The following is a 24,743-nucleotide window of genomic DNA, read 5'->3' on the forward strand; positions in this document are numbered from 1 at the left end:
CGTCGGTTCCGGCATCGGCGTCCACATCGGCGTTGGCATCGGTCAACGGCTGAATCCGGCGGTCAGACCGCTCAGCAGTTGGCGGCGGCCGAACGCGTACAGCACGAGGACGGGCAGTGTGGTGAGGACGACGGCGGCCAGAACGGCGGGGACGTTGACCCCGTACTGGCCTTGGAAGGTCCACAGTGCGAGCGGCAGGGTCCGGCGGTCGGGGCTCTGAGTGAGGACCAGCGGCAGCAGGAATCCGTTCCAGATGGTGAGGGCGTTGAAGATGCTCACGGTGAGGATCGCCGGCCGGGTGAGCGGTGCCGCCAGACGCCACAGCGTCGTCCATTCGGTGGCGCCGTCCACCCGCATCGAGTCGAACAGTTCCTTGGGCACGTCGCGGATGAAGTTGGTGAGCACCAGCACGGACAGCGGGATGGCGAAGGCGATCGACGGGAGGATCAGTGCCAGCAGGCTGTCGTACAGATGCAATTTGATGATGATCAGGTAGACCGGGATCACCGTCGCCTGCAGCGGGATGGCGAGGCCCATGAGGAACAGGCCGTTCATCGCGCGCAGGGCCCGCATGCGCCAACCGCGGACGATCGCGTACGCGGCCATGAAGGAGAACACGACCGCCGGGACCACGGCGCCGACGGTGACCACGACGCTGTTCACGAAGTAGCGAAGGAAGTCGGACTCGATGACCAGCCGGTAGTTGTCCAGGGTCGGGTCGCTCGAGGGCACCAGCGGGTTGCTCGCGTAGTAGCGGCTCTGCACCTTGAGGCTGGTGATCAGGGCCCAGTACAGGGGTACGGCGACGATGACGAGCCAGAGCCATCCGGCCAGGCCACCGGCCCAGTTGCGGCGGCCGGCAACCTGACGGGAGCGGCGCTGCCGTTCGCCGTGGGTGGCTTTCTGCTGTCGTCGCGATTCGGTGAGCGTGGTGGTCATCTCAGACCCCCTCGAGTTGGCTGGCGCCCGCGTCCCGGCCCCCGAGCCGGCGCAGCAGCAGGGCGAGGGCCAGTCCCACCAGGACCAGGATGACCGCGATGGCGCTGGCCGGTCCCATCAGGTTGGCCTGGAACCCCCGCTTGTACATGTCCAGTGCGAGGACCCGGGTGGCGTCGCCGGGGCCGCCCTCGGTCAGGATGAAGATGAGGTCGAAGAAGGTCAGTGAGCCGACCACCATCAGCGTGGACGAGGTGATGACGGTGTATTTCAGCTGGGGCAGCGTGATGCTGAAGAACTGCCGGATCCGTCCGGCTCCGTCCAACTGCGCCGCCTCGTACAGGGACTTCGGGATCTGCTGGACACCGCCCTGGTAGATCAGTGAGTGGAACGGGATGAACTGCCAGGAGACGACGAAGACGACGACGCCGAACGCGAGCCCGGGCCGCCCCAGCCAGTCCTGGCTGAGTGCGTGGATCTTCAGCCCGGCACCGAGCCCGAAGTTGGGGTCGAGCAGGGCCTTGTACGCGATCGCGATGGCCGCGGAGCTGAGCATCAAGGGGACGAAGTACACCACGCCCAGCACCGCGCGGTAGCGCTGGCGGCCTGCCAGGAACGTGCCGAGCAGAACACTCAGCGGCGTCTGAACCGCCCAGGACACGGCCATCACCAGGAACGTCACCCAGAGGGCGTGCGGCAGCCCGGGGTTGGTGAGCACCGCACGCCAACTGGTCAGCCCGGATGGGTGGATGGCGCCGATTCCGTCCCACGTGGTGAAGCTCAGCGCGAAGACACCGACGAGCGGGATCACGGCGAAGCCGACGAAGACCACCAGCGCCGGCGTCGCCAGCCACGGCAGGATGCTGCGCGGTTCGCGACGCGGCGGATGGCCGGTGAGTGCGCTCATTTGGCGGTGACCGCGTCGAGGTTACGGGCGAACTTCTGCGGCGAGATGGAGAGTTGGAACAGTTTGGCGATGTTGTCCAGCAGTGTCTCGGCGGCCGTCGGACTCAGTGCTTGGTCCCAGGACTGGCCGAACACCTTGGCCTTGCTGGCGATGTCGTACGTGAACTGCAGGAAGTCGGCGTTCTTGGAGGCCGCCAGCAACTTCTCCGTGCCCAGCCGGATCGGCACCGACCCGTTGTCGATCCACTTCTTCACCTCCTCCCCCTGGAGGACGCCCTTGGCGAAGAAGTCCTTGGCGGCCTTCTTCTCCTCGGCGCCGGCCTTCGAGGAGATGGACAGGTACTGGGCGGGATTGCCGACGGTGTCGCTCGGATCGCCCTTGCCGCCTTCGACGGGCGGGAAGGTCATGTAGCCCAGCGCGCCGCTGGAGACGAAGTCCCCGCCGTCGGCCTTCTGGATGCCGTACGACCAGGCACCGTGCAGCATCATGGCTGCCCTGCCGGTGTACAACAGGGCCTGGTCGGCGTTGGAGTCCGCGGTGATCGAGGAGAAGCCCTTCACGAATCCGTGGGCCTTGACCAGCTCCTGCACCTTGGTCAACGCGGTGATGGCGTCCGGGTTGGACCAGGCGTTCTTCTCGCCCTCGATGATGGCCTGGAACACCTCGGGACCGCCGATGCGGTCGAACAGGAACTCCAGCCACATCATGTTCGTCCACCGGGACTGGCCACCCAGGGAGAACGGCGCTATGCCCTTCGCGTTGAACTTCGGCACCAGCGCCATGATGTCGTCCCAGGACTTCGGCGGTTTCACGCCGACCCTCTCGAACACCTTCTTGTTGTAGTAGAGGATGATCGGCTGCACGGTCTCGCACGGCATCGCGTAGATCTTGCCGTCGACGGTTGCCGCGCCGAACGAGGAGGGGAACAGCCCCTTCTTGATCGCGGAGTGCTCGTCGAACCACGAGGTGAGGTCCTCGACCTGACCCGCTTCCACATAGGTGCGCAGCGTCCCGCCGCCCCAGCCCCAGATGATGGTGGGCGCCTGCCCGGCACCGATAGCGGTCTTGATCTTCGTCTTGTACGCGTCGTTCTGGAACGTGGTGTCTTTGATCTGCTCCTTGGGGTGGGCCTTGTTGAACGCGTCCACCGCGCCGGCCCTGACGCCTTCCTGCGGCTGGCCGTTCAGATACCAGTACGTGGCCCCACCGCCGCCCTTGCTGGGACCGGACGAGCCGCAGGCCGCCAGCGCCGCGGAGACCGGCAGGCCGGCGGCCAGGCCGAGGAGGGTACGTCGGGAGAGCGCCATGTTTTTCTCCGCACTCGAGAGCCATCGGCTTCTCGTGAGTCAGGGCGAAAGGTTTTCGAAATGGACGTCTTCGAGCTCCGTTCGTGCAAATTAGGTTTCGAACTGACACCCTGTCAAGGCATGTGCAGCGGCGTTGTCGGTCGGCCAACTGCTGGGTAGTGTCAGGCGACAACAGCCCCAAGGAACCTCGACAGGAGGGACCGAAACACTTTCGAAGTTCGCGCAACATGAACAGCGGTGGGTTCGATGCGTGCGGCTGGATCCACCGTCGGCGCAGGTCACGCGACGCCGACAGTGCAGGCGGAATGCCGCGCGGCTCAGCAGCCGTAGGGGCGCCAACTGCCCTGAGGCGTAGGGCAGGAGGCGGGGCAGTAAGCGACGGGCGACTCCGCCCGGCACACCGGCACACTGCGGGCACCGATCCCCCGCCGGCCGGGCACCCGCCAGGCTCGGCGCCCGGTTGCCGTACGGTTGACCGGTTCCACCAGCGTTGCCGGTGCGCCCGGCGGCTCACGACACCGGTGGACGTACAACGGGGAGGAACCGATGCCACGGAACGCCAGACGCACCACTTTGGCGGACATCGCCCAAGCGGCTGGGGTCTCCGTCGCGACCGTGTCCAAAGTGGTCAACGACCGCGGTGACGTGGCGCCGCAAACCCGCGCCCGGGTACAGGAACTGCTGCATCGGCACCACTACCTCGCGCCCGTGTTCCGGCACACCGAAACCGTCGAAGGCCCCACCATCGAGGTGCAGTTCAAGGGCGGCCTCAAGTCGTACGTGGCCGAGACCCTGGAAGGCATCATCGACTCCGCCGCCGAGTCGGGAGCGTCGGTGGTGATCAGCAGAGCTTCCCGCGCACCGCACTGGGCCCGGGACCTGGTCTCGGCGGGGCGCCGCGCCGTCATCGCGATCACCAGCGTGTACACCACGACGCACCTGAACGAACTGGCCCGCGCCGGGCTCCCCCTGGTCGTGCTGGACCCCCTGCACCTCCCGGACAACCGGGTCAACAGCGTCGGGGCGACCAACTTCGCCGGCGGCCTGGCCGCGACCCAGCACCTTCTCTCCCTCGGCCACCGCCGCATCGCCTATCTGGGCGGACCCACCATGGCCGTATGCAACCAGGCACGCATGCACGGCTACCGCGCAGCCATGGAGGCGCAAGGAGCGCCGGTACGCGACGCCTACGTCCGGCCCGGAGAATTCACGTACGAGACCGGCTTGCTCGGCGCCGTGGCACTGCTGGACCTGGAAGAGGCGCCGACGGCGATCTTCGCAGGCAACGACGAGATCGCCCTCGGTGCCATGGAAGCCGCCCGCACCCGAGGCCTGCGCATCCCCGAAGACCTCAGCGTGGTCGGCTTCGACGACACGAGCCTCGCCCAGATGGCCTCACCACCGCTGACCACCGTGCGCCAGCCCCTACGGGAGATGGGCGGCGCCGCCCTGCGCACCGCCCTCCGTCTGGCCAACGGCGAGAAGGTCGAGTCCCACCACATCGAACTCGCCACCGAACTCGTGGTACGCGCCTCGACAGCGCCGCCCCGGGAAGCGACTTCGACGCACAGGTAGGAGCGGGTGACGACTTACCGCTTACGGCTCTCTTCGCGGGCTTGCTGGAAGGCCTCGGAGATCGTCTCGGCGGCCCCGGAGAGCGCCCCCTTGGTCTTGCCGCGGGCACCGGACTCGGTGAGCTTCTCCGGGAGCTCGGTCAGGCCGGCCGGCTTCCGCGGGCCCGACTCCAGGTCGAGACGGTTGCACGCCTCGGCGAAGCGCAGATACGTGTCGACGCTCGCCACCACGACCCGTATATCGATCTTGAGTATCTCGATGCCGACCAGGGAAACCCGCACAAACGCGTCGATCACCAGCCCTCTGTCGAGAATCAGCTCCAGCACGTCGTAGAGGCCACTGGAACCTCCGCCGCCGCCCTGTTGCGTTGCTACGGTCATCAACGATCAACCCCTCGCCCTCTGTGGGTTCCGCCGTGCGGTACCAGGCCACCACACCCGCGCCTCAGTCCCCGCTGCGGGAGCCACGATCGTTCTCGTAGTTCACCGCGCGCTTCCAGGCCGCAGGCAGTCTTGCCAAAGCGGGTAGCCCCCACCCCGCAAGATCAAACGCACGGACGCGCCCCAACCAGGGCCTCCGTGTGGGCTTGGTGGGGCAAATCCGCTGGGCAGGAGGGGTGTTCCTCTGACAGGGTCCTGTCGTGACAGACATTGACAGCATTGTGATCACCACTCTCGCCGAGCGTCCGTCGTTGCTTTCCCGCCTGTACGAGATCGCCGAGACGTGGCCGGCCTTCATACCGCACGATTCGGTCGGTGAAGCCTTGCTGAGCCGGGTTTCGGAGGACTTCCCTCAGTACTGCGTGGTGGCGACCGCTGGTGACCGCGTCGTCGCCCGTGGGTTGAGCGTTCCGTTCAACGCCGAACTCGACGACCGCGAGGAGACGCCGGACAAGGGCTGGGATCAGGTGCTCGTCTGGGCGTTCCGCGACCAGCGCCATGGGCATGCTCCGACGGCGGTCAGCGCGCTGGAGATCACGGTGGACACCGACTGTCTCGGCCGTGGCCTGTCCTACAGGATGTTGGCCGCGCTGCGGGACGCCGCCGGCCGACAGAGGCACGACGCGCTGCTGGCCCCGGTCCGTCCCACCGCAAAACACCTCGAACCGCGTGTGGCCATGGCCGACTACGTCCGCCGCCGAGGAGACGACGGTTTTCCGACCGACCCCTGGCTACGCGTGCACGTCAAGGCCGGTGGCCGCATCCAGAGAATCGCCTCCGCATCGATGACGGTCAGCGGGTCACTGGCCCAGTGGCGCCAGTGGACCGGCCTGCCGTTCGACAACGATGGCGACATCGACGTACCGGGCGCCCTCGTCCCGGTGCACTGCGACACCGCACGCGATCAAGCCGTCTACGTCGAACCCAACGTATGGATCCGGCACGACGTGAAACCGTGCTACGCGCCGACGAAGGGCGAGCACTCGGCGTCGGGGACCGTCATGGCCGCCGAGGACGCCTGATCGGACGCGGAGTCGGAAGCGGTGCGCTCGCCCAGGACGATCCCTCGCCGGCCGCCCTCACCGGGTACGTCACGCTCGGCGGGATCTTCTTCCTCGCCTCGGCGATCCGCCGGCTCCGCTCCACCCCCGGGAGCTGAAGGCCCTGGCGGCCCCGTCCGCGATCGTGGTCCCGAAGGAGATCGTCCCTGGCCGGCAGCCCGGCCGCGGCCGTCAGTGGTGGAAGCCGACGCGGGTGGCGTCGTGCGGGTGCCCATGGTCCAGGCGCTCGATCGCCCGACGGATGTCCTCGGCGAGGAGTTCGATCTCGTCACGGTCGACCCCGTGCCGCACGAGCACCCGCTGGATGACGGTCTCCTGGCGGTCGGGCGGCAGCGGATACGACGGGACCTGCCAGCCGCGCATGCGGAGCTGATCGGACAGGTCGTACAGACTCCAGCCCACCGAGGCCGGATCGGTCAGCGTCCAGGAGACGGCCGGAAGCGCTCCGGCGCCGTCGTAGAGCAGAGTGAAGGGGCCCATGTCGGCGATCTGGCGGCCGAGGTGCTGCGCCGTGTCGGCGCACGCCTGGTAGACACGCCGGTAACCCTCACGGCCCAGGCGCAGGAACATGAAGTACTGGGCGACGACCTGCCCGCCGGGGCGGGAGAAGTTCAGGGCGAGCGTGGGCATGTCGCCGCCGAGGTAGTCGACGTGGAAGACCAGGTCCCCCGGCAGCGCCGCCTTGTCGCGCCACAGGGCCCAGCCCACGCCGAGGGGGGCCATGCCGTACTTGTGCCCCGAGGCGTTGATCGAGGCGACCCTAGGCAGGCGGAAGTCCCATTCCAGGTCGGGGTGGAGGAAGGGAGCGATGAACCCGCCGGAGGCCGCGTCGACGTGCAGGGGAACGTCGAGACCGGTCTCGGCCTGGAGACGGTCGAGTTCGGCCGCGATCTCTGCGACGGGCTCGTAGGTGCAGGTGTAGGTCACCCCGAGGATCGCCACGACGCCGATGGTGTTCTCGTCGACGTACTCGCGCAGCTGGTGGGCCTGCAGGCCGGTCGCGCCCGGCTCCACGGGCACCTGGCGCAGCTCCACGTCGAAGTAGCGGGCGAACTTCTCCCAGCACACCTGGACCGGCCCGCACACGAGGTTCGGACGGTCGGTCGACTGCCCGGCGGCCCGTCGGCGGTCGCGCCACCGCCATTTCAGGGCGAGTCCGCAGAGCATGGCCGCCTCGCTGGAGCCGGTGGTGGAGCACCCCACGGCGGGTTCGGTGCCCTCGGCCCCACCCGGCGCGTGCCACAGGCCGGCGAGGATGTTGACGCACCGGGACTCGATCTCCGCGGTCTGCGGGTACTCGTCCTTGTCGACGATGTTCTTGTCGAGACACAGGTCCATCAGGCGCCGGACCTCGTCGTCGGTCCAGGTGGTGCAGAACGTCGCGAGGTTCTGGGCCGCGTTGCCGTCGAGGAGCAGTTCGCTGCGCAGCAGCTGGAAGACGACGTGCGGGGGCGCCGGCAGTTCCGGCATGGCCCGTTTGGGCAGGGGCTGCTCGCTGATCGGTGACGTGAAGATGTCGGCGGCCGGGTCGGCGGCCCTTTCCTGAGCGTTGTGCAAAGCCACCGGTCGCACCTCTCGCCTGGTTCTGCCGTGTCTCCTCGGAGACTATGGGCGACACCGGGCGGCCGACAGCGGGTGTACTCCACCCGGGGCGTCGGGGTAGCACGGCAAGGCCCCTGGCTGGGCCATCGGCGCTCGCTTCCAGCGGCTATGGCCGCTCCGGGCTTTGGCGGCGGTGCTTGGACAGAAGACGCGTACGGTCAAACGCGCCCGAAATGGCCGTTCTATACGTTTTGCTCTGGCAGAGTCGAGGCGTGTTCAAGGGGCGCGCCATGCCGGTTGCCCCAGCCCAGCGAACCGGGAAATGTCATGAGTCACGCACGAGGCAGCTCTGGCCAGAATGCAGACCGGAGCACGTCCGACAGTGCCCCGTCCCGCTCAGCCCCGGCTGTTCCGGGTTCGGGCCATGACCACGCACTGTGGGGTGGCTTCCGTCTCACGTGGTGGGGCGGCAGCAAGCGGCGCCGTCTTCCGCTCAGGCCGGTGGAAGAGGGCGGCGTCGCCGCCGTCGCGGCCGCATGACATCCGCCGAGCAGCGCGCCGAGGGCGCGGGACCGTTCACCACCCGGCTCACCTGGCAGCCACCTGGCGGCGGCACCGCCGTCTGGGAGTCGCGGCCCGCCCGGCGCCGCGGCACCATCGCGGTCCGTCCCTCCGGCGCACCGGCCGGCCGGGACATCAGCGTCGACGACCTCACGCTCGGCCGCCTGCGCAAGCTCAACGCCATCGCCGCGACCGCCTTCATCATCGGCGGCGCACTCTTCACGGCCGGCGCCGCTGTCGCCCAGCTCGGCTCCGGCGACGCCACCACCTGCGCCTCGATCTACTTCGCCGGCGGACTGTTCTTCAACACCGGCGGCTACGTCTCCCTGCTCCAGGTCATCAACGCCCCCCGCCACGAACCCGGCGGGCAAGGCCGCCTGGTCACCCGCGACTGGCGCTGGTGGAGCTACGAGCCGGCACGGGTGGACTGGCTGAGCGCGCTCGTCCTCTTCGCCGGCACCCTGGTGTTCGCCATCAACCTGCTCAACTCCTTTCTGAAAGGGCTGAGCGTCCAGCAGGTCAACCGGCTCATCTGGACCCCGGACGTGATCGGCTGCCTGCTGTTCCTGATCTCCGGCCACCTCGCCTTCGTCGAGATCTGTCACCGCGCATGGCCCTGCCTGCGCCGCCGCAGCCTCGGCTGGTGGATCGTCGCCGTGAACCAACTCGGCTCCGTCCTCTTCATGATCTCGGCGCTCGCCGCCTACACCCGCCCCGCCACCGGCAGTCTGGTCAACGCCGACATCGCCAACTGGACCACTCTCACCGGCGCCTTCTGCTTCTCTGTCGGCGGCGTCCTCCAGTTGTACGAACGCCCCTGAGTCTTCCCGCTTCGAGTGCCCACCGGGGTCGCGAAGTGCGGCCCCGCGGGCAGGCTTGACGCGTGTGGATCTGCCCGTTCACTCACACTGAGCAGGCGGAGCGGGCTTCTTGCCGATCTTGACGGACACCGAGGATCCCGCAGGCAGTGCGGTGCCAGCACCAGGAGTCTGCGAACTGACCCGGTTGACGTTGTCGCAATCGACGACGCTGCCGATGCTGCCGAGTACGTATCCAGCGCTCGAGAGCGCCCGGCCGGCCTGCGCCAGCGTGTCGTGCACCACGTCGGGCACGGTCGTGACGCCGACCACCGAGGCCGAGACGGAGGCCAGGTCCCGGCTGAATCCGGTGTCCGACGACGTGTCGACGACCATGACGTTCCAGCCGACGGTTCCGGTCTGAGCGATGAACACCGACTGCGATCCCCCGCCGACCGGGAAGACGGTGGTCGACGGGTTGAAGCCCGGCCCGCTGATCACGAGCACGTCCTCGGCCGTGTTGGCCACACAGTCCGCGCTCCACTGCACGAGGGCGTTGTGGCCGTAGAGCACCGGGTCGGGCGTCACCGAGATGGTGGCGGTCGCGGTTGCCGCGCAGTTCAGTCCAGGATCGTCCGCGTAGGCGGGTGTAACGGCGAACGCCGTGGCCACCAGCGCCGCCACGACGAGCACCACCGCCTTGGGCGAGCGCGCGACCCTGGCCGCCCGCCTCCGCAGCCCTGCCGCCGCCCCGGTGAGCAGGCGGCGATGTGCAGGACTCGATGCTTGTCTCATGACTCCCCCTGTTGATTGCGCCTTTGAGCCGAACGACCAACCGTCGTCAGCGGCCGACGGCCAGCGTGATGCACCATCTGCCGGCTGTCGCCCACGGATCCGCTCAACGGAACGCCCGGGGGGAGCGGGGCGTCCGCTACGTGCGCCAACGCACTGAGCAGCGAGGTGCGGAGTCGTGCGGAGTCCCTACTGCTCGGCGCCGTCTTCGATCAGGCGGCGGTGGAGTTCCTGGGTCATGACGTGGATCGCTCGCGTCAGATCGGTGTTGGTCTTGAGCTCCAACTCCTGCTCGACGAAGTCGTGGTCGGCCTTCAACTGCTGGAAGGCCGCCTGCCGATTCTGGCCGATCATGACGAAGGTGGACAGGAAGATCGCTTCCAGCGACACCACCAGGGTCAGTGTCGGCCAGGGACTGGCCTCGAAGAACAGCATCCAGACCGCGAAGGCGACGGCGTGCACGTAGACGAAGGGCATCGAGCCCGCGAACCGGGTGATGCCGTCGGCGATCCGCAGCTGGAGATCCTCCGCACGCTTCCTGCGATGCGCCACCACCGCCGGGTGATGCCGGTCCGTACCGTCCTGCACACCCATGACAGCGCCTCTCACATAGCGGGGTGGGCTCCACCGCAGCCCAGCAAGGGCAGAACAGGGAACCGCCGATCTCCCGCAGCCTAAATCAGGCGACTTCGGCGGTCGGCACGGCCCTCCAGGCGCACTCAGCGGCGTACGCCTACCGCCACCCGACCGCCCGCCCGCTACGACATCTCAGACTCATACGACGAGGGCCCCTCTCGGGAACCGGCGGCGACCGCCGCCCCAGCCCGCAACGGCAGCACGCCGGCAAGGACGTCACGGCTGACGCCGCGATACAGCGCTCCGGCCTGGGCCGCTCGGCACGCGGGCAGGGACATCCGGCCCTGCCCGCACCATCAGCCACCACGTTGACTGAACAGTACGGGCGCCACGCCCGGACTGACCGCGTCGGCGCCACCCGCACGCCCGGAAGGCCCACCACCGGGAACACGCGGCGCGCGGGCTCAAGAACAGATCGGCCGCCCGTGCCACACGGGGCCAGAACGGAGGGACGTCATGACCGACGCTCCGCAGCAGTCCCACGCCTACCTCGTCGGCGGCGGCATCGCCACCCTCGCCGCCGCAGCCTTCCTGATCCGCGACGGCGGCTTCCCCGGCGAGCACATCCACATCCTGGAAGAACTCCCGGTCGTCGGCGGCTCCATGGACGGCAGCGGCGACCAGCCGGCCGGCTATGTCTCCCGGGGCGGCCGGATGCTGGAGGAAGAGGCGTACGTCTGCCTGTGGAACCTGCTGGAAACCATCCCGACCCTCACCGACGACACGATCTCCGTGCGCGATGAGATCCGGGAATTCAACACCAAGTGGCCCACCGACGCCAAGGCCCGCCTCATCGGCAACGGCACCACGATCCTGGATGCCGCGGACTACGGACTCGACGCACGGGACCGGCTGGAGCTGACCCGGCTGCTGGTACTGCCCGAGGCGGTGATCGGGGCCCGCCGCATCGAGGACTTCTTCTCGCCGCACTTTTTCGAGACCAACTTCTGGGCGATGTGGCGCACCACCTTCGCCTTCCAGAACTGGCACAGCGCCATCGAGCTCAAGCGCTACTTCCTGCGCTTCATGCAGGAGTTTCCGCGCATGCACACGCTGTCCGGCGTACGCCGCACCCGGCTCAACCAGTACGACTCGATCATCCGCCCGGTGCGCACCTGGCTGGAGGCCCGTGGTGTGCTCTTCGAGCACGGAGTACGCGTCACGGACGTGGACTTCACCACCGAGGACGACGGCACTCGTCGCGTACGACGCCTGCACCTCGACCGCGCCGGACAGTCGGACGCCTACGAACTCACCGACGCCGACTACGCGTTCATCACTCTCGGCTCGATGACCGCCGACGCCGCCTACGGCGACGACGCCACGGCTCCGGAGCTGGTTCGCGGCAAGCGGGACGGGAGCTGGCGGCTTTGGGAGACGATCGCCGCCAAGGCGGACGATTTCGGACGGCCGGGCGCCTTCAACGGGAACGTCGACGAGGCGAAGTGGGAGTCCTTCACCCTCACCATGCGCAGCCCCCTTCTGCTGCACCGCATCGAGGAACTGTCCGGCAACCTCCCGGGCACCGGCGCGCTGATGACCTTCAAGGACTCCAACTGGCTGATGTCCATCGTCGTCCCGCACGCCCCGCACTTCGACGGGCAGCCGGAGGACGTCTACACCCTGTGGGGTTACGGCCTGTTCGTCGACCGCGAGGGCGACTTCACCGGCAAGACGATGGCCGAGGCCACCGGTAGGGAGATTCTCACCGAACTCCTCGGACACCTCGGGCTGTCCGACATCGAGGAGCAGGTCGCGGCCACCACGACCGTGATCCCGGTGATGATGCCCTACATCACCAGCCAGTTCGCCCCGCGTACTCTCCACGACCGGCCGCTGGTCGTCCCACAGGGCTCCGCGAACTTCGCCTTCCTGGGCCAGTTCACCGAGATCCCGGAGGACGTCGTCTTCACCGTCGAGTACTCCGTGCGCGGCGCCATGCACGCCGTCTACAGCCTCCTCGGCCTCGACGACCACGAGATCCCCGGTATCTATCACGCCCTCGCCGACCCCAAGACGGCACTCACTGTTCTCAAGGCCGCCCTGGCCTGAGCAACGCGCTGAACGGCGGACCGGAAGCCGCGGGGCAACAGCTCCTCGTGGTCTCCGGCCACCGACCACCGGGCAGAACCGGCTGACGGGGCCCGTCACATCGGCAGGGAGAACAGCCGCAGCGGCCCGGAGGGCCAGGTCACGTTGTCGCGCAGCGGCGTCACCATGGTCCGGAGCGGCATGGTCACCAGGCGGGATTCCGGTTGTTCGACCAGTACTTCCTGGTCGAGCTGGTGCCATCCGAGGCGCTGGTACAGCGGTACGAGGGGAGGCCGGCAGAACAAGAGCGCGTGCTGAGGGCCCATCGTCCGAGCATGGTCGAGTGCCGCCGCGATCACGAGCCGAGCCAGCCCTCGGCCACGCTCGTGAGGTGCGACGGCCACTCCCCCAACGCCCACCACCTCTGTCTTCTTGTCCCCGATCGCCAGAGGCAGCCGTAGCAGGCCGGCGTGTGCCACAAGCCGGTCGCCGAGTTTGATGCCGAAGTGTTCTTCTTTGGGCAGCCAGGTCAGACCGGCCGCGGCGACACCGAAGGGATCATCGCCGTCGCCGAGGATCTCGTCCTGCTCGGCCCTGGTGTAGTTGGGGAGCCGTATCGCAATCGGTGCTGCGGAGGATTGGTTCTCAGACATGCCAACATGATGATCTTTCCTCCGCGGACCGGCCGAGGTACCCCCGTCCCACGCCCACCCGGCAACCCCGAGGGGAAGACGTAACCCATGCGTGACCCTGGATGGGCATACTTGCACTATGGCAACCGCCGACGATGACAATACGCCGTTTCAGCAGCTCAACGGGCATGCTCCACCACAGACCGGGGTGATCCAGTACGAACGCGGCGGAGCCTGGATCGTCGTTGCCCACGGCGCCTACGACCTGGACTCGATCGACCCGCTCGCCCACGCACTGGAGACGGCAGCCGCACAACACACCCGGGTGGTCCTTGACACCTCCGGCCTCACCTTCGCCGACTCCACCTTCCTCAACCTGCTGCTGAACACCCACCGCCTGACCGACTTGCGGGTGGCCGCACCGCCCCCGCAACTGCTGCGCGTACTGGAGATCACCGGCGCTGACACCCTGCTCGACTTGCGGCCCACCGTCGAAGACGCCGTCACCTGACCTCCAAAAAGCATCACCGACCGCGGCGCCTCCGGATGGACACCGACTCTCAGCGTCTCCACGGGCAGCAGCTGCAGTGCTATTCGCGGTTGCGGCTTCGAGAGCGGCGAACACACTTGCCTCACCTATCGAAACTCGATAGATTCCCATCGCAGGTCGATGGAGGGTGGTCATGGGAAAGCTGGCAGTGCGCGCGTTGCGCGCCGTGCTCGTGGTGGTTCTTGCCGGCACGGTGTTCGTGCAGGCCGGGATGGTGTGGGTGTTGGTCAGCGGGAGCGACAAGGAAGTCGGGACGCTGCCGCTGACCGCGCTGCGCGTCATCACCGTCCTGGGCATGGTGGCGGCTCAAATCGCTCTGACCAGCGTGTGGCGACTGGTGACGATGGTGCGCCGCGGCACCGTGTTCTCGCATGACGCCTTCCGGTACGTGAATCGTGTGATCGGCGCGATCGTGGCGGCAGCTCTCCTGTGGTTCTCGGTCACGATCGTCAATGCACCGGGTCAGCGGGACGATCCAGGCGTCACCGTCATCATGGCCGGAGTCGGCGTGGCCATTCTGGGGGTCGCGCTCATCGTGCTCGTGCTGAGGATGCTGCTCGCCCAGGCCGTAGCCCGCGACCTCGAAGCGTCGCAGTTGCAGGCCGAGTTGGACGAGGTCATCTGATGCCGATCGCCGTCGACATCGATGTGATGCTGGCCAAGCGGAAGATGTCTGTAGGTGAGCTCGCCAACCGGGTAGGGATCACCCCTGCCAACCTGGCGGTACTCAAGAACGGCCGCGCCAAGGCCGTGCGTTTCGCGACGCTCGCCGCCCTGTGCGAAGCCCTCGACTGCCAGCCGGGAGACCTCCTGCGCTGGGAGCCGGAGGCCGCTGACAGCGAATGACGTGGCCCAGCAGGGGGGACGAAATCCGACATCCTCATTGCGACGGCTTTGTCCGCGGCACGCGCGTTCATCGCCAGAAGCTCAGCTCTGCGAGTCCTGCGACTCCTGCCAGCGACGGTGCGCCGAGCAAACGTTGATCCAGAGCTGCTCGCGGGTCTCGGCGGGCAGGGCGTGCAACCGTAGGCCGAACAGATCGGCGAGCAGACCGAACCACTCCGCGCGGCGGGGGACGGGCTCATGGGTGCGCGCACCGTCGCCGATCCGGCTCAGCACCAACCCGCGCATCACGTCAGCCCCGGTCGCGTCGCGACGTTCGGCCATCGGCACCTGGACGAACGGGGACTGCGGCGATGTCGACAACCACTCATGCTGCGCCTCGAAGTCGGCCAGGCGTGCCTGAGCCGTGGTCCAGGTCATTCCGGTGAATCCGCCACCCGGGTCGTGGGTCAGGTGCCACTGCGACCGTTCAGCGTCCTGCTCCAGACCGAGCACGAACGGCGGCTGTTCGTGCGTTCCGGCGGCCAACGGCAGCGGATCGTGCAGAGCATCTCCCAACCCGTTGTCGACGTACCAGACACCGCCGGGATTCGTCTCGCTCGGCAACCCCTCCACCGTCAGAACCAGGTGGTTGCCCATCGCGGAGGCCCGAGGGCCTTCCGGGCCGTGCACTCCCCCGACGTGGCCCCGTACCGCGTATCCGAGCGAACTGAGCAGCAAGCCCAGCCCTCCGTTCATGTGGTAGCAGTAGCCGCCTCTGCCGTGGAGGGCGATGCGCGCTGCCGCCTCGTACGAGTCGATGTTCCAGGCTTCGCCGGCCGTGATCCACAGAGTCTCGTACGGCACCCGCTCGGCATGGCGCCGTACCAACAGGTGCATGGCTGGTACCGATGGTGGTGCCGCCTCGACGCCGAGACGGGCGAGATACGCTCGCTGGATATCCGGGTCCATTCGAGCTGTCGACTCGAACATGACCCTATTGTGACTTAGCCGCATGAAAATGAAAATTTCGACTGACCGGCTGACCGGCTGACCGGCCGGAAGGTCTGTCGTCCGCCCTCCCCTCAGTGCAGACCGAGGAGAAGGACGGCGATGACGAAGAGGGTGATCAGCACGGCCACGGGTACGGCGCCCCCGGGCGGCAGGATCTCGGGTGTGACCGTCCCCTGGCAGGCGCGCCCTCCTGGCGCACAGGTGCGCTGTAGGCGGGCGTGTGCATCTGGGAGCGGAAGCGCGGTCCGCCGCCCGGATCGTCGAAGGACATCGAGTCGCAGTCCAGGAAGATCACGAATTCTCCCTGGTCCACCACGATGTTGCCGGCGGAGAAGACGCCCACCACAGTGTCTCCACTGTGCAGACGGACAGTCAGGTACCCCAGATTCCAGACAACTCCCAGCAGGAAACCCCAGTTCAACTCCCGCCGGAACAAGGAGGCCCGGGTCCCTCACTCAGCTATGAGATACATGAATGAGGGCTCGAAGTCGGGATCGCTTCGGCCGGGGCCTGCCCGGACGTCCCCGTCGCCCGTCAGGGCTGGATGTTCTCCAGGTCTTCCAGAAGGCTGGGGTGCTTGGGCTCCCAGCCGAGCGTCTGCCGGGTGTACGCGCTGGACGAGGGCTGGTCGTTCGCGAAGATCTGCCCGAGGGGGCCGAAGGTCTCCGCCGGTACCGACTCCACCGGCAGGCCCAGCCGCCGGCCGATGACCGTGGCGATGTCGAGCACCTTGTCCCCCTCGTCGGCCACGGCGTGCCATGAGGTACCCGCTTCCGCCTTTTCCAGGGCATGCCGGAAGAGAACCGCCGCGTCGAGCGCGTGCACGGCCGGCCAGCGCTGTGCGCCGTCGCCCGGGTAGCCGGACACTCCCGTCCGGCGGGCGATGTCGGTCAACAGGCCGGCGAATCCGCCGGATCCCTGGTTGTGGACCGTACGCGGCAGGCGTACGGCGCTGCTGCGGACCCCGCGCTCGGACAGGCCCAGAACCGCCGCGACCGAACGACCCCGACCACCGACCGGCCCCTCGGTCATGAGCGGGTCGGCCTCGGTGGAGGCGCGGCCGGGCACGTAGGGCGTACCCGAGCAGGTGACGAAGGGGCGGTCGCTGCCGACGAGTTCCTCACCGATGGCCGCGAGGGCGGCACTCTCCTCCTTGACCGACTTCCCGACGGCGTCGGAGCTGCTGAAGTCATGGTTGAACGCGAGGTGGATCACCCCGTCGACCCGGGCGGCACCGGCGCGAAGCGTGTCCAGATCGGCCAGGGCTCCCCGAAGGGGCTCGGCACCGGCCGCCTCTACGGCCTGCGCGGACGCGTCGGAGCGAGCGAGGGCGAGGACGGTGTGGCCGTTGTCGAGCAGTTCGGCGACGACAGCGGAACCGATCAGGCCGGTGCCGCCGGTGACGAAAACGCGCATGGGAAACTCCCCCAAAGTGATGGGACTCTTATCCCATCACTCTACCGCAGTGACGGGACAAGAGTCCCATCACATAGGATGGTGACCATGGGTAGATGGGAACCAGGCGCTCGCGAACGCCTCGTCGTGGCTGCCGTCGACCTGTTCACCGAGCAGGGGTACGACGCCACGACGGTCGCGCAGATCGCCGAGCGCGCAGGGGTCACCAAGAGCACCTTCTTCCGGCACTTCCCCGACAAGCGGGAGCTGCTGGTGGCGGGGCAGGAGACGCTGAGCCGACTGCTGACCGAGGGGATCGCCGACGCGCCCGCAGACGCCAGCCCGCTCGAGGCGGTCGCCGCCGGCCTGGAGCGCGCCTCGAGCGCGATGGGCCCCATGAGCCGCGAGCTCGCGCCGCGCCTGAAGGCGGCCGTCGCCGCCAGCGCCGAACTCCAAGAGCGCGACGCCCTCAAGAGCGTCAGCCTCGCGGCCGCGATGACGACCGCGCTGGTCGCCCGCGGCGTACCCGATCCGACCGCGGCTCTGGCGGGCGAGCTGGGCCTCCTCGCCTTCAAACGGGGATACGCCCAGTGGTCCGAGGACGACCGTGACGGCAAGGACGAGCTCTCCGGGTACACCCTGGCCGCCCTGGACGAACTGCGCACAGCAAGCGCCTCACTGGGCTGACCACCGACCTCGCCCGCCGTTCACGGAACTGGTGCCGGAGTCTGGTGCGCCGAGGGGCCACGGGGGGCTGGGGGTGACGCTGAACACGGCTCAGGATCGCCCAGTCGGGTCCACGTGGGAGTGGGGGGTGAGAAACACCCGCGTGTACCGGTCGATGAGGGGTTCGAGGTAGTCGGCCCGGGGCCCGTCCAGTGCGGTGAGGTCTGCCGCGGCCTGGACGAAGACGGTGCGGTCGAGTTCGGGGAGTTGGCCGACGGCAGCGGCTGTGGACAGGACTGCGGTGAACCGGTCGGCGATGAGCGCGACGGGCTGGGGTGGGGCCACGAAGTGCACACCGATATTGCCGTGGTCGCCGCGGGTGACGGCCCACAGCGTCAGATCGTGGGGAGGGGTGTCGATTCCGAGTTCCTCCAGAAGCTCGCGTGCTGCGTTGCGGCGAAGTGCCTCGATGTCGAGCGGCTCGCCGACGCCGGGCTGTTCGACCGATCCACCGGGGAAGTGCCAGCGGCCGGGGTGGGCGGTGGCGGTCGACATACGGGCGATGAGCAGCCCGCGGTCGTCGGTGGGCTGGAGGACGTCGACGAACAAGGACGGCGGAGCAGTGGCGCCGGGTACCCGGCGCAGGGCGAAATCGCGGTAGGTGACACGGGCCCAGCCGAGGTGGAGTTCGTGCGGATGCGGCTGAGTGAGGCTGGTGCAGGCGACGACAGGGCCGTCGAAGAGGCCAGGGTTTTGGGCGGCCAGTGCCTCCCAGACGCGGTCTCGTGCCGCTTGATGTTCGACGGATAGCTGCGGCGGCGGTTCTTCGACGAAGAGGAGCTCAGTGGCCTCGATGACGTCAACGGGAGGTTGCGTTGAGGGTTGGGTCACCGCTGCAGGCTGGCACATACGACACTGTCGGGCTCGTTGACGAAGTCGAACCGTGCACCACGCTCATGACTGCATGGTTCAGAAATGCCCAACACCAGGAGTCCTGTTTCGTGGTGATGCGGCTGAGGGTTGCGGAACCGTTTTCCTCGATGGCGTCGTAGGTGTACGAGGCGAGCGGGCCGCTACGACGCTCCGCCCATGGCCAGCGCGGTTCGCGCCAGCCCTCGCAGCCAGGCGTGGGCGTGGTCGGTGTCGTAGCGCTGATGCCATGACAGATACACCGGTGCCGCAGGTAGTTCGAGAGGGAGGGGAAGCACCGCCAGGCCCAGGTCCGCGACCGCGGTCCGCGTGGTGACTTCGGGGACGCTGACCAGAAGGTCGGAGCCGCGCGCGAATTGGAAAGCGGCTGCTTCCGTGGGCGCGGTCGCCACTACGCGGCGGGTGAGCCCGAGCCGCGCGAGAGCGTCGTCGAGGGCGTTGCTGAGGTTCCCCCGGCGCGAGACGGTGACGTGCTCCGCGGCGGCGTACCGCTTCGCGGTGACGCTCCTGACGCGGGTGAGGGGGTGTCCGTGCCTCACGACGACGACGATGCGGCTCTCGCCCACGTTCTCGGCACGCACGTCCGGGGCACTCGGGCGGTTGGCGTTTGCCTCCAGGTCGACCTCGCCGCGCCGCAACTCGGGCGTATCGATGCTCGATTCCGCGACGAAGCGAAGTCGCACGCCCGGTGCCTGTTCGCGCACGGCCGCGAGCAGTGCGGGGCCGCTCAAGGCGACCAGGGAATCGTGCCAGCGCAGGGTGAAAGTGCGCTCCAGCGTCGCCAGATCAAGCTCACGGCTCGGTGCCAGCACCCCCTGGACCTGTTGCAGCAGCTCGTGCACCTGCTCCCGGACGGCGATGGCATACGGCGTCGGAGTCATCGTGCGGCCGGTGCGCACCAGAATCTGATCCCCGGTCGTGCGCCGGATCCGGCCCAGACTCCGGCTCATCGCCGGAGCGGTGACATGCAGGCGCGCAGCCGCGCCGGCCACGCTTCCCTCCTCCAGCAGCGCATCGAGCGCGGTGAGCAGATTCAAATCCAATTGCATGCGAGTAACTCTATTCGTGCCTGACATGCATTTGAAGTCAATGCCCGACCTCTATACCTTCGAAATCAGAGCGCGAAACGCAACGCACAGCGCGCCTCCTCGCTCCTCATCACCCCTCCTCACACGGGAGTACCGCCATGCCCGAAACCCTGTCAGCCACCGACGCCGCCACCTCCGACGCCGACCTGCTCGAGCAGACCACCATCGCCGTGCGCGCTGCCGGTTCGGCACTGCGCGAACGCTTCGGCGAGGTGGTCCGCTACAGGACCCGGGAAGAGCTGATGAGCGCGCTCGCCGCCAATGACGACACGGCCCTCGACATCCTGCGCCCCAGCCTCACGCGTCTGCGCCCGGACGCCGGCTGGGTGGAGGACGAACTGGACGGCGGAGCGCTGCCGCCCGGTGAATGGTGGGTCGTCGATCCGGCCGAGGGCAACGTCAACCACCTGCACGCCCTGCCGGAATGGGCGGTCACCGCCACCCTCGTACGCGAGAACCAGCCGGTGCTCACCGCGGTCCACCTGCCCCTGACCGGAGAGACCTACACGGCGCTCGCAGGCGCCGGTGCCCACCTCGACGGCCGGTCGCTGCACGTCTCGCAGACCGCGGACCTCAACCTGAGCATCGTGGCCACCAGCCAGGCCCGCCCGGACGAGGACGGGAAGGTCGTGCAACGCGTCGGCGCCTCGATCACCGCGATGCTCACCGACGCGCTGGTCGTCCGCACCGCCGTGCCCGCGACCCTGCACCTGCTGAACGTGGCCGCCGGCCGGATCGACGCCTTCTGGCAGTTCGCCGGCGCCCGCGCGGATCTCCTGCCCGGGGCGCTGCTCGTGACCGAGGCCGGCGGACGGATCTCCGACGCCGAGGGCCGCCCGTGGACCCCGCAGAGCGGGAGCTTCCTGGCCGCCGCACCCGGCGTCCACACCGAAGCAGTCACCACGCTCTCACGCTGACCGCGTACGACCAGTTGCACAGACGGAAGGATCGGATCATCCGTGACCACCATCGCCATTCTCGGAAACGGCCGTGTCGGCGGCAATCTGGCCACAGCGCTCACCCGGGCAGGGCATGAGGTGACCTCGACGGGCCGCACGCCGGGCGCCGCCGCCGACGCTGCCCGGAGAGCCCAGATCGTCATCAACGCCACGCCGGGCGCCGGCTCGCTGGAGCGGCTGGTAGCCCTACGCGAGGAACTGCGCGGCAAGATCCTCGTAGACGTCTCCAACGCCACCGTCGACGGCCCGGACGGCCTGCCCGCCGACCTGCTCTACCCCGGCTCGAGCCTGGCCGAGCAACTTCAGGAAGCCCTGCCTCGAACGCGCGTCGTCAAGACACTCAACACCATGCTGTTTACGGTGATGACCGCTCCGGCCGCGCTCACCCAGGCGCCCGACGCCTTCCTCTCCGGCGAGGACCCGCAGGCCAAGCAGACCGTTCGCGAACTGCTCACCGATCTGGGCTGGCGCAAGGAGTGGATCACTGACCTCGGCGGGATCGGGACCGCCCGCGCCACGGAGGCCGCGGTGCTGTTCGTACCGCACGTGATCCGGTCCAGCGGATTCGCGCCCTTCGCCATCTCGGTCGCGCGCTGACAGGCACTCCGTGCACTGCCCCGCAGCCCCACCTTGCGTGGGCATGAGCAACTGGTCTCGTATCCCGGCCAACTCACCCCTGCCGGCGGCTGGAGACGGGTTCAGGTCCGCATGCTCGACTCTGAGTGCGGACAATCTGCCTGAGCCTGGCGCTTCTTCAGCAAGAGCACGCCGAGGCCGGCCGCAGCGACCTGACAACCGGCCACAGCGACGACGAGACCTCCCGACCCGGAGGACTGCCAACTGCCCGCCAGTGCGGCCCCACCCGCGGCGAAGGCGCTCTTGATGCTCGCCCCCAGCGTGAACACCTGGGTGCGTGTGGTCGGGGGCGCGTAGCGGTCGCGCCCGGTCAGGAGGGCGGCGAACAGCGGTCCGGTGCAGCACCCGCTCAACACGAAGCCGCCGGCCGCGATGGCAGCGTTGTCCGCCCAGGGCACGGTGAGCAGCGTCGCCCCGGTCGCGAGCAGCATGATGATGACGGTCCGTTCAGGGCGTCGGGTGCCCCATGGTCGCCAGGCGTAGACCAGCGAACCGGCCAGGGAGCCGAGTGCCATGGCGGTCATCAGGCCTCCTGCGGCCCAGGGCGCCTGGTAGCGGTCGGCGAGCAACACACAGGCCACCGGCAGGGCGCCGATGCCGAGTTGGCCCGCGGCGCTGGCCCATGTGAGCGAGCGCAGCGGCGGGTTGCGAAGCAGCAGGACGACCGCCGCCCCCAGATCGGCGGGGCGCAGGGCGCGGGTGCCCGCAGCGCGGGGTTGCAGCGGCAGGGCGAAGACAAGCAGCCCGCCGGCCGCGGCACCCACACCCAGTGCTACGAGGGCGCGGGCAGGCCCGGATAAAGCCGCGAGGGCGGAGGCGAGGGTCGGCCCGGCGATCCCGGCCAGGTTGTAGGAGACCGCGTCCAGGCTGAAGGCACGGCTCAAGCCCGTGGTCGGCAGCAGGTCGCTCAGCAGACTGGTCAACCCGCCCGTCAGCACGGGCGTGCAGCAGCCCGCCGCACCCGCCACGGCCAGAACGGTGGGAGCGGAGGCCCGCCCGGCCAACATCGCCACGGTGGCCAGTCCCATCCCGTAGAAGACCAGGCAGCCGCCGTAAAACAACCGACGTCGCCGGATCCGGTCGGCGAGGGCGCCGGCCAGCGGGGCGGCGATGACACTGGGCACCAGAAGAGCCGCGATGAGAGCACCTCCGAACCTGGTGCTTCCGGTACGGTCCACGGCGAGCAACACCAGGCCGACACGAGCCCCTTCGGAGGCGAGGCGGACCAGCAGGGCAACCTGCAGGTAGCGGATGAGCGCCCACTTGTGCACGCCTGAAGGCTTCTGCGGCTTCACGGAAGTCTGCGTACGCACGGCATGCCTCCAGACCGGGCCTCACTCGCTCGGACACCTCCAACAGCTCCTCATTACGTCATACCCTGAAGGTATGACGACATGTGTGCCCGGTGCCGCCGATGCTCATAATCGAGGAGTGAGTTTCACCTTCGTCAGCGATCACCTGGCCCTCGATTTCGCCGCCACTATGGCGTGGCGCACGACGCGCCGCAAAGAACTGCTGGCCCAGCCAGAAGACTTCGCCCGGTGGACTGAGGAGGCCGGGGTGGTCGACGAACTGGAGGCGGTGAGCCAGGCGGAACTGGCCGAGGCGCGCGCCCTGCGCGAGTCGATCTACCGGCTGGCCCTGGCCGCCGCAGAACGGCAGCCGTCCGTGCCCGAGGACGTCGCCCGAATCCGGCAGGCAACCACCCACCCTCCCGTCAGCCTCACCCTCCAAGCCGTGGGCCGGGTGGAACGCCGCGGTGGGGTCCAACAGGTGCTGGCCACCCTCGCAGCGAGCGCCAGCGATCTGCTCGGCGGACCCGACCACCGACTCATCCGGCTCTGTGCCGGTGAACCCTGCACCCGCCTCTTCGTCGACCGCTCCCAAGCAGGTACCCGACGCTGGTGCTCCAAACGAAGCTGCGGCAGCAGAATGAACGCCGCCGCTTACCGCCGCCGCACCCGCGACGAGGCGCCCACCTGATCTCAAGCCTCGCCAGGCAGTGAACGCCCATCCACAAACAGCAGTTCTCGACTCCACTCCGGCACCGTCCGAGGGCCCTGCAACCGGCCGCGGTGACCGCCTTGTGCTGTGACCGCACAGGCTCGCCGGACTCTACGGGCCGGCATTGTTCCCTGCGAGAACGTGGAGGTACAGACTTGCTGACTGAGTCTTGGGACGGCCTTCCCATCAGATACCTCTCTCACTGCGGACGCGGACGGGTTCGCGGCTTGGGCGGCGAGCAAGTCGAGATGGCGGGCGTCGGCGTTGCGACAGCGCAGGTAGCGAGGTACAGCCTTGGGCTGCCGGGTGACTGCGATGGTGCGAGTTGGCCAGGATGAACTGGTGCAGTGGGCCGAAGTGGGCTTCGTGGTCGGGGACCCCGAAGGCGCAAGTTATGACGCGCTTGCGAGGACGAACCCGCCGCAGACCTCGGCATCCGTACTCCGACCGGGGCTGCGACTGCGACAAGTACCGCCGCCTGCTGTGGAAAAGTGGGATCAAACCGGTGATCGGTCGACGCGCCGTCGCCCACGGTTTCGGGCTCGGCAAGGTCCGCTGGGTGGTCGAACGCGCCTCCGCCTGGCTGCATCAGTTCAAGCGACCCCACGTTGGCTGTCAGCGACGCGCTGATCTCCCCAGGGGCTGCTCGAACTCGCCTGCGCATTCATCTGCCTACGACGGCTTGTGCGGTCAGCCGAACCGCAGCAGTAGGCTCCTGGTGCGTGACCCTTCCTCCTCACGACACTGACACGCCACTCCGCCAAGAGCCCATCCTTGAGCCCAGGGCCGAAAAAGCGGACGACGAGGCGTTGATCAAAGCGCTGCAGGCTCGCGCGTGGGATCCGGGCCTGCGATTCAACCGTGCGGACGTCCCTGTCGAGTGGATCGTCGAGCACTATGGCAAGCCGCGGTTGGAGCAGATCCGAGGCAGCATAGTGTCGTACAGCAGTGACGGGACGGTCCAGCTCAAGGCTGGGACCGAAGAGATCACCGCCTACTTCGCCGACGTTCCTCGCGGGCCTCTGTTCCCCCCGATCTCCCTGCCTGAGGCCGAGAAGGCGGAGCTTCGAATCGGCCGCCCTCTCCCTGAACTGCTGCGGCGTGTCTACACCGAGGTCGCCAACGGAGGATTCGGACCCGATAGCGGACTTGCCTGCCTGACCGACGGCAACCGAGCTCCAGGGCACTTGCGTGAATGGCCGTGCGCGGTCAGCGTCCACGAACGCAACCTGTCGAAAGGCATGCCGACGTCCTGGCTTTTCCTGACCTACGGCGGCTGCACGATGGAGTGGCATGTCTCATTGGCTGCGGTCGACAACCCGGTACTTCTCTACGACGCCGACGGCTACACCTTTGGTGAAAACCCTCACGACGGCCTGCGACATGCAACCGCCTCACTACGCAAATGGTTGTGGACCTGGGCTGACGGCGGCAATGTCTGGGATGAAGTCCTGTGACTGCT

25 protein-coding genes and 1 pseudogene are annotated in these 24,743 nt (G+C 68.2%); 13 read left to right on the plus strand and 13 right to left on the minus strand.

Annotated elements, in window-relative coordinates:
- Positions 1-42: 42 nt before the first annotated feature.
- From ACIGDI_RS19000 to ACIGDI_RS19010, 3 genes are read right to left on the minus strand one after another with little or no spacing between them, the layout of a single operon-like run.
- A complete protein-coding gene (locus tag ACIGDI_RS19000) occupies positions 43-939 on the minus strand; it encodes a carbohydrate ABC transporter permease (protein WP_399897876.1) in 897 nt (298 codons plus the stop codon).
- Between the two features lies 1 nt (position 940).
- Positions 941-1,843: a carbohydrate ABC transporter permease gene (locus ACIGDI_RS19005; protein WP_399897877.1), complete on the minus strand. Its 903-nt coding sequence runs from the start codon at positions 1,841-1,843 to the stop codon at positions 941-943.
- On the minus strand, positions 1,840-3,150 hold the full coding sequence (locus ACIGDI_RS19010; protein WP_399897878.1) for an extracellular solute-binding protein: 1,311 nt from the start codon (positions 3,148-3,150) through the stop codon (positions 1,840-1,842). The genes ACIGDI_RS19005 and ACIGDI_RS19010 overlap by 4 nt, the downstream gene beginning before the upstream one ends.
- Before the next feature lie 546 nt (positions 3,151-3,696).
- Between ACIGDI_RS19010 and ACIGDI_RS19015 the strand changes: the two genes are divergently transcribed.
- Entirely contained in the window at positions 3,697-4,725 is a 1,029-nt protein-coding gene (locus tag ACIGDI_RS19015; RefSeq protein ID WP_399897880.1) for a LacI family DNA-binding transcriptional regulator, read from the plus strand.
- Between the two features lie 14 nt (positions 4,726-4,739).
- Here ACIGDI_RS19015 and ACIGDI_RS19020 read toward each other — a convergent pair whose 3' ends face one another.
- A complete protein-coding gene (locus ACIGDI_RS19020; RefSeq protein WP_399897882.1) occupies positions 4,740-5,105 on the minus strand; it encodes a gas vesicle structural protein GvpA in 366 nt (121 codons plus the stop codon).
- 260 nt (positions 5,106-5,365) lie between these two features.
- Between ACIGDI_RS19020 and ACIGDI_RS19025 the strand changes: the two genes are divergently transcribed.
- The gene (locus ACIGDI_RS19025; RefSeq protein WP_399897884.1) at positions 5,366-6,187 is read left to right on the plus strand and encodes an N-acetyltransferase; all 822 of its coding nucleotides are present in this window, start codon (positions 5,366-5,368) and stop codon (positions 6,185-6,187) included.
- A gap of 210 nt (positions 6,188-6,397) precedes the next feature.
- Here the strand turns inward: ACIGDI_RS19025 and ACIGDI_RS19030 are convergent, their stop codons facing one another.
- Positions 6,398-7,789 carry a glutamate decarboxylase gene (locus ACIGDI_RS19030; protein ID WP_399897886.1) on the minus strand — a complete coding sequence of 464 codons (1,392 nt, stop codon included), beginning with the start codon at positions 7,787-7,789 and terminating at the stop codon, positions 6,398-6,400.
- Positions 7,790-8,304: 515 nt separating this feature from the next.
- Between ACIGDI_RS19030 and ACIGDI_RS19035 the strand changes: the two genes are divergently transcribed.
- Positions 8,305-9,150: a hypothetical protein gene (locus ACIGDI_RS19035; RefSeq protein ID WP_399897888.1), complete on the plus strand. Its 846-nt coding sequence runs from the start codon at positions 8,305-8,307 to the stop codon at positions 9,148-9,150.
- A gap of 78 nt (positions 9,151-9,228) precedes the next feature.
- Here the strand turns inward: ACIGDI_RS19035 and ACIGDI_RS19040 are convergent, their stop codons facing one another.
- Together ACIGDI_RS19040 and ACIGDI_RS19045 are read right to left on the minus strand one after the other, a co-directional pair.
- Positions 9,229-9,810: a PASTA domain-containing protein gene (locus tag ACIGDI_RS19040; RefSeq protein WP_399897890.1), complete on the minus strand. Its 582-nt coding sequence runs from the start codon at positions 9,808-9,810 to the stop codon at positions 9,229-9,231.
- A gap of 297 nt (positions 9,811-10,107) precedes the next feature.
- On the minus strand, positions 10,108-10,512 hold the full coding sequence (locus ACIGDI_RS19045; RefSeq protein WP_399897892.1) for a DUF1003 domain-containing protein: 405 nt from the start codon (positions 10,510-10,512) through the stop codon (positions 10,108-10,110).
- Between the two features lie 498 nt (positions 10,513-11,010).
- Here ACIGDI_RS19045 and ACIGDI_RS19050 point away from each other — a divergent pair, with 498 nt between their 5' ends.
- Positions 11,011-12,606, plus strand: coding sequence for an oleate hydratase (locus tag ACIGDI_RS19050; protein ID WP_399897894.1), 1,596 nt, complete (start codon positions 11,011-11,013; stop codon positions 12,604-12,606).
- Positions 12,607-12,701: 95 nt separating this feature from the next.
- Here the strand turns inward: ACIGDI_RS19050 and ACIGDI_RS19055 are convergent, their stop codons facing one another.
- The gene (locus tag ACIGDI_RS19055; protein ID WP_399897896.1) at positions 12,702-13,238 is read right to left on the minus strand and encodes a GNAT family N-acetyltransferase; all 537 of its coding nucleotides are present in this window, start codon (positions 13,236-13,238) and stop codon (positions 12,702-12,704) included.
- Positions 13,239-13,356: 118 nt separating this feature from the next.
- On the opposite strand from ACIGDI_RS19055, the gene ACIGDI_RS19060 reads away from it, so the two are divergent.
- The 3 genes from ACIGDI_RS19060 to ACIGDI_RS19070 all read left to right on the plus strand — a co-directional run bounded on the left by ACIGDI_RS19060 (position 13,357) and on the right by ACIGDI_RS19070 (position 14,613).
- The gene (locus ACIGDI_RS19060) at positions 13,357-13,728 is read left to right on the plus strand and encodes an STAS domain-containing protein (RefSeq protein ID WP_399897898.1); all 372 of its coding nucleotides are present in this window, start codon (positions 13,357-13,359) and stop codon (positions 13,726-13,728) included.
- A gap of 172 nt (positions 13,729-13,900) precedes the next feature.
- A complete protein-coding gene (locus ACIGDI_RS19065; RefSeq protein WP_399897900.1) occupies positions 13,901-14,392 on the plus strand; it encodes a DUF2975 domain-containing protein in 492 nt (163 codons plus the stop codon).
- Complete coding sequence (locus tag ACIGDI_RS19070; RefSeq protein WP_399897902.1) at positions 14,392-14,613, plus strand: helix-turn-helix domain-containing protein; 222 nt, start codon at positions 14,392-14,394, stop codon at positions 14,611-14,613. The genes ACIGDI_RS19065 and ACIGDI_RS19070 overlap by 1 nt, the downstream gene beginning before the upstream one ends.
- 81 nt (positions 14,614-14,694) lie before the next feature.
- Here the strand turns inward: ACIGDI_RS19070 and ACIGDI_RS19075 are convergent, their stop codons facing one another.
- Both ACIGDI_RS19075 and ACIGDI_RS19080 read right to left on the minus strand, forming a co-directional pair.
- Entirely contained in the window at positions 14,695-15,582 is an 888-nt protein-coding gene (locus ACIGDI_RS19075; protein ID WP_399897904.1) for an arylamine N-acetyltransferase, read from the minus strand.
- Positions 15,583-16,137: 555 nt separating this feature from the next.
- Positions 16,138-17,019 carry an SDR family oxidoreductase gene (locus tag ACIGDI_RS19080; RefSeq protein ID WP_399897906.1) on the minus strand — a complete coding sequence of 294 codons (882 nt, stop codon included), beginning with the start codon at positions 17,017-17,019 and terminating at the stop codon, positions 16,138-16,140.
- A gap of 87 nt (positions 17,020-17,106) precedes the next feature.
- Between ACIGDI_RS19080 and ACIGDI_RS19085 the strand changes: the two genes are divergently transcribed.
- On the plus strand, positions 17,107-17,685 hold the full coding sequence (locus ACIGDI_RS19085) for a TetR/AcrR family transcriptional regulator (RefSeq protein ID WP_399897908.1): 579 nt from the start codon (positions 17,107-17,109) through the stop codon (positions 17,683-17,685).
- Positions 17,686-17,775: 90 nt separating this feature from the next.
- Here the strand turns inward: ACIGDI_RS19085 and ACIGDI_RS19090 are convergent, their stop codons facing one another.
- Positions 17,776-18,555: an NUDIX domain-containing protein gene (locus ACIGDI_RS19090; protein WP_399897910.1), complete on the minus strand. Its 780-nt coding sequence runs from the start codon at positions 18,553-18,555 to the stop codon at positions 17,776-17,778.
- Between the two features lie 182 nt (positions 18,556-18,737).
- Positions 18,738-19,643: a LysR family transcriptional regulator gene (locus tag ACIGDI_RS19095; RefSeq protein WP_399897912.1), complete on the minus strand. Its 906-nt coding sequence runs from the start codon at positions 19,641-19,643 to the stop codon at positions 18,738-18,740.
- Between the two features lie 137 nt (positions 19,644-19,780).
- Between ACIGDI_RS19095 and ACIGDI_RS19100 the strand changes: the two genes are divergently transcribed.
- Together ACIGDI_RS19100 and ACIGDI_RS19105 are read left to right on the plus strand one after the other, a co-directional pair.
- The gene (locus ACIGDI_RS19100; protein ID WP_399897914.1) at positions 19,781-20,599 is read left to right on the plus strand and encodes an inositol monophosphatase family protein; all 819 of its coding nucleotides are present in this window, start codon (positions 19,781-19,783) and stop codon (positions 20,597-20,599) included.
- Positions 20,600-20,641: 42 nt separating this feature from the next.
- On the plus strand, positions 20,642-21,238 hold the full coding sequence (locus ACIGDI_RS19105; protein ID WP_399897916.1) for an NADPH-dependent F420 reductase: 597 nt from the start codon (positions 20,642-20,644) through the stop codon (positions 21,236-21,238).
- A 101-nt stretch (positions 21,239-21,339) separates the two neighbouring features.
- On the opposite strand, the gene ACIGDI_RS19110 is transcribed toward ACIGDI_RS19105, so the two are convergent.
- Positions 21,340-22,590: an MFS transporter gene (locus ACIGDI_RS19110; protein WP_399897918.1), complete on the minus strand. Its 1,251-nt coding sequence runs from the start codon at positions 22,588-22,590 to the stop codon at positions 21,340-21,342.
- 118 nt (positions 22,591-22,708) lie between these two features.
- Here ACIGDI_RS19110 and ACIGDI_RS19115 point away from each other — a divergent pair, with 118 nt between their 5' ends.
- The 3 genes and pseudogenes from ACIGDI_RS19115 to ACIGDI_RS19125 all read left to right on the plus strand — a co-directional run bounded on the left by ACIGDI_RS19115 (position 22,709) and on the right by ACIGDI_RS19125 (position 24,738).
- Positions 22,709-23,260 carry a CGNR zinc finger domain-containing protein gene (locus ACIGDI_RS19115; RefSeq protein WP_399897920.1) on the plus strand — a complete coding sequence of 184 codons (552 nt, stop codon included), beginning with the start codon at positions 22,709-22,711 and terminating at the stop codon, positions 23,258-23,260.
- A gap of 427 nt (positions 23,261-23,687) precedes the next feature.
- Positions 23,688-23,992: pseudogene (locus ACIGDI_RS19120) on the plus strand (IS5/IS1182 family transposase); the annotation flags it as partial.
- A gap of 11 nt (positions 23,993-24,003) precedes the next feature.
- Positions 24,004-24,738 (plus strand): hypothetical protein, encoded by a 735-nt coding sequence (locus ACIGDI_RS19125; protein ID WP_399897922.1) that lies wholly within the window; start codon positions 24,004-24,006, stop codon positions 24,736-24,738.
- Positions 24,739-24,743: the final 5 nt, after the last annotated feature.

The sequence above is a fragment of the Streptomyces sp. NPDC085900 genome (assembly GCF_044540925.1).
GTDB lineage: Bacteria > Actinomycetota > Actinomycetes > Streptomycetales > Streptomycetaceae > Streptomyces > Streptomyces gilvifuscus.